This is a genomic window from Peribacillus sp. NPDC060253 (assembly GCF_042727425.1).
Lineage (GTDB): Bacteria > Bacillota > Bacilli > Bacillales > DSM-1321 > Peribacillus.
Genome location: NZ_JBHXAS010000215.1, coordinates 1 through 4,189, shown reverse-complemented (window position 1 = coordinate 4,189; position 4,189 = coordinate 1). Strand labels below are relative to the sequence as shown.

The window sequence follows — 4,189 nt, the reverse complement described above, 5'->3', positions numbered from 1 at the left end:
AAAAATTCTTTACATATTTTCAGTTTTAATCGATTTTTGCAATGGCTATTTTTAGAATTTTCTTTTATTTTCTCCTTTTTTCTAATTCTAATAGTCAAATATTAAACTGGCACGCTGCTTGCAATAACTAATAATGAAAGCTATTAAAACATTATTGTAGGTAGGGAAATGATAAAGCGTCAAATTCAATTTTATAGTGAAGGTTACAAATTAGATGGCACAGTGTATCTTCCAGACGATTATAAAAAAGGCGAAAAAAGACCGGCTATTATTCCGAATTCTGGATATCAAGGGTTTAATGAATTTTATCCAAAGTTATTTGCGGAAAATTTAACAGCGGCAGGTTATGTTTGCTTAGGATTCGATTATCGGAGCTTCGCGAAAAGTGAAGGTGAAGAAGGTCGCGTTATTTTGGATGAGCAGGTAGAAGATATTCAAAATGCGATAACATTCCTCTCCCTCCAGGAAGAAGTAGATTCAGATAGAATAGGATTGATAGGTTGGGGTATGCTTTTCCTGAAAAAGCATTAAGTAGGGTTCAAATAATCATGCAGGATGGTAACACTTATCAATCTTCTATAATACAAGCAAGGGGAGATTATGATTTTCCGTTAAAGGCTGAAGAAAAAAAAGAAAAGTTTTTCTGGCTGACCACGCCGCTCCTAGGCAAAGAATCTGCGAAGTGGATATTTGAAACCATTCAAAACATTGAACATATGAAAAGTATTCGGGAGTTTATGCCTGCCATGGAGACACATAAAAAAACATTCTAAGAATTGTAGTGGTGCACATCAAGACATTGGTGTGCACCACTATTTTTTAACCATAAGGAGTTGCCGTAGGATGCACCGTTAAGAAAACATTCGGCCACCTTCAATTTTTCCAAAATAGAACTCATTCCCAAAATATAATCCGACCTACACCGGAAAGAATTCGACCTACAATCAAAGAATTCGGCCGAAAGGGTGCTCTCAATGAAAATTCCCCTAAGATATATCATCTAAGGGGAATTGATTATTTTATAGTATTTTCTCCTTCATTCAATGTTTTGAAGGAGGGAAGGTGATGTTTCCAAGAATGACATCAGTTTTAGCGCCGGTTGCTTTAGGAACGTTACTAGGTTTACGGTGAAAGGTCTCATTTGCAAGCAGGGCAAATGCTACCGCTTCTTTTGCTTCAGAAGAGTATCCCAACTCTTCTTGGGTTAAGACTTGAATAGACGTTCCAAGTAAGGATTGGATCATATCTAATAATGTTTTATTGTAGCTGCCACCGCCGCCAATAATCACTTCTTCTATATCGGTTTTTGGAAAGATGAAATTGCGATAGTTCTCTACAATAGATTTTGCCGTAAACATCGTTACGGTTGCTAAAATATCATGGTTTGGAAGTGATTCGAACATCTTTAAAAGTTCGACTACATACTGCTTGCCAAACAATTCTCTACCAGTTGATTTTGGTGGAGGGCTCATAATATAAGGGTGACTGATACAATAAGATAATAGTTCATCATTAATGTGTCCTTGCTTAGCTAATTTACCACCGTCATCATATTTTGTATGGAACAGTTGGCGGCATACTTCATCAATGATCATATTACCAGGCCCTGTATCAAAAGCATACATGTCATCCAGAGATGCTTGCTTGGGTAAGACGGTTACATTTCCAATGCCCCCTATATTTTGAAGTAATCTCCCCTTCGTTTCACTTCTATATAGTATATATTCAGTAAAAGGAACAAGCGGAGCTCCTTGTCCTCCTGCAGCCATGTCCATCGTACGAAAATTTGATATCACCATAGTGTTCGTATCATGAGCGATAACAGCAGCTTCCCCAATTTGCAACGTTGAGGGTATCCAATTTTGTTCCTGTAAAGGCTGGTGGTAAATGGTTTGACCGTGGGATCCTATAAGATCCAGTTCTTCAATTGGAAATCTAGCTTTATTACAAACTTCCTTTACCGCTTCGGCAAATAATTTTCCTAACTTAAAATTCAAACTGCAAATTAACTGCACATTGGATGTTTCTATGGACAAAGACTGCATAATTTCATTTTCAATAGCTTTTGGAAAAGGATAGGTAATGAACTCAATCATTTCAATTTCAGTCTTTAGCCCACTATTATTCACTCGAACAAGTGCAGCATCAATTCCATCTAATGATGTTCCAGACATTAATCCTACTATGTACATTGTCAATCCACCTACCTCTAATTGTCTTTTCCATAATAATCAATCATTTTGCAAGAGTATAATATACACAAAGATTCTTGCATGTTTTATCCTTCACCATTGTAAGGGAAATACGCTTATTATGGTTACTTTTCGGCCTCTATCATACTTTAATGATGTTGATGATTATTTTACTTTTATTATCATTTGCTTCGTTTGTTTGCTTTCATTATGGGTGCGGTCCAAGGCTGTCACAGCATATGTGTAAGTCTTTCCTTTTTCTACAGTGGGATCATTAAATAATTGACTTTTCATTTCTTTATGAACTGTTGTCAGCAAGTTCTTAGAATCTTCAATGTTTCCTTTTTTCTTTCCTTCAAAACGATAAATGGCATAATACGATGAATCTGAATGCTTGTGATCGGCAATTTCAAATTGTATGCCATCGCCTGTTTGTTTTACTCTGCCCAAATTTGGAGCCTTTGGGGCATTATCATCTATCCAAGGCATTGGCGGAACCAATGCGGGATATTTATAAATATCGTTGCTTAATCGATCTGCTATCCCCAGGGGATTATTACGAAGATCTTTCGCACTGAAATGCATGCTTCCATCAAATTCTTTATAGGTCCGATTTAATTTTAACTGGTTTGGCATTTCCTCTGGATTAAACCAGTTTTGGACCCCGTTCGACTCTGTATTGATTTTATAGTCTCCTTGTCCAATATAGAGCTGAACGTTTTTACCTTCGACTTCTTTAGTCCACCAATCAAGGAGTTTTGCATAGTCGGCTACTGGCAACCCTATATTCCAGTATAATTGGGGCGCGATATAATCAATGTATCCATTATTGATCCATGTTCTAGTATCCGCATATAAATCATCGTAATTCGTTTGTCCTGCAGCAGTGTCGGAACCTGTGGGATCGACTGCTTTGTTACGCCAAACTCCAAATGGGCTAATACCAAACTTCACATATGGTTTTTCAGCTTTGATTTGTTCATTAATATGCTTTACAAGATTGTTTACATTATCCCTGCGCCAATCTTCTACATTTGGAAATATACTTGCACCATATTTTTGATAGGATTCTTCATCTGGGAAAGGTACTCCAGCAATCTTGTAAGGGTAAAAATAATCATCCATATGGACTGCATCGATATCATACTCTTTAACCACTTCCATAATTCCGTCAATCACAAACTGCTGTACTTCAGGAACACCTGGGTTAAAGTACAATTGTTGTCCATAGGGTATAACCCAATCCGGGTGCTTTCTAGCAGGATGAGATTCTGGAAGTTTATCAAGATCCGTTAGCTCAGCCGTTTTACCTAGAGGCATGGTAATGCGGTAAGGATTAAACCACGCATGGAATTCCATATTGCGTTCGTGAGCTGCTTCAACCATGAATGCAAGAGGATTGTATCCCGGATCTTTTCCTTGAACGCCTGTTAAATATTGTGACCAAAGACCATATTCAGAGGGATAAAAAGCATCAGCGGTCGGTTTAATCTGCATGACAACAGCATTCATCCCCATCGCTTTTTGTTCATCCAAATATTTTATAAATTCTTCTTTCTGAGTGGAAACAGATAATCCAGGTTTGGACGGCCAGTCAATGTTTAACACACTCGCAATCCAAGTTGCGCGCAGTTCCTGTTTTACGTAAGTCGTTTGTTGTGGGAGTGGTGTTGACTCCGCACTTGCAATCAAATCAGCTGGAAGGAGAAGGGATCCTCCCACCAATGCAGTAAGTGCCAATGAACCTAATTTTCTCTTTGCAATTCTTCCATTCATCAATAGAACAACCTCATTTCATTTTGTAATTTTTATATGCGATTATTTGTAAGCGTTAACAAATAATGAATATACGCATGTCGTCACATCAATAGAGAGAGGTCTAGTAAAAACATCGAAATAGCTATTTTAGTGTAAAACGACATTTTTAGTAGAAATATAGCAAATAATTCAAGTAGATTACGTATATTCTAAAATTAATTTTTAAAAAAGTATATACA

4 protein-coding genes are annotated in these 4,189 nt (G+C 37.1%); 2 read left to right on the top strand and 2 right to left on the bottom strand.

Going from position 1 to position 4,189, the window contains the following annotated elements; all coding sequences use genetic code 11:
• Positions 1-168: 168 nt before the first annotated feature.
• Positions 169-531, top strand: coding sequence for an alpha/beta hydrolase (locus ACFWE9_RS26105; RefSeq protein WP_377359557.1), 363 nt, complete (start codon positions 169-171; stop codon positions 529-531).
• A gap of 17 nt (positions 532-548) precedes the next feature.
• Positions 549-773: a hypothetical protein gene (locus tag ACFWE9_RS26100; protein ID WP_377359555.1), complete on the top strand. Its 225-nt coding sequence runs from the start codon at positions 549-551 to the stop codon at positions 771-773.
• Between the two features lie 267 nt (positions 774-1,040).
• Here the strand turns inward: ACFWE9_RS26100 and anmK are convergent, their stop codons facing one another.
• Together anmK and ACFWE9_RS26090 are read right to left on the bottom strand one after the other, a co-directional pair.
• Positions 1,041-2,192, bottom strand: a complete 1,152-nt coding sequence (anmK, locus tag ACFWE9_RS26095) for an anhydro-N-acetylmuramic acid kinase AnmK (protein ID WP_377359553.1) — start codon at positions 2,190-2,192, stop codon at positions 1,041-1,043.
• A 165-nt stretch (positions 2,193-2,357) separates the two neighbouring features.
• Positions 2,358-3,968 (bottom strand): glycoside hydrolase family 10-like protein, encoded by a 1,611-nt coding sequence (locus tag ACFWE9_RS26090; protein WP_377359551.1) that lies wholly within the window; start codon positions 3,966-3,968, stop codon positions 2,358-2,360.
• Positions 3,969-4,189 lie beyond the last annotated feature (221 nt).

What these genes read in the sequence shown, in the direction of transcription:
- ACFWE9_RS26105 (WP_377359557.1), top strand. Translation starts at nt 169, where the DNA reads ATGATAAAGCGTCAAATTCAATTTTATAGTGAAGGTTACAAATTAGAT.
- anmK (WP_377359553.1), bottom strand. Translation starts at nt 2,192, where the DNA reads ATGTACATAGTAGGATTAATGTCTGGAACATCATTAGATGGAATTGAT.
- ACFWE9_RS26090 (WP_377359551.1), bottom strand. Translation starts at nt 3,968, where the DNA reads ATGAATGGAAGAATTGCAAAGAGAAAATTAGGTTCATTGGCACTTACT.
- ACFWE9_RS26100 (WP_377359555.1), top strand. Translation starts at nt 549, where the DNA reads ATGCAGGATGGTAACACTTATCAATCTTCTATAATACAAGCAAGGGGA.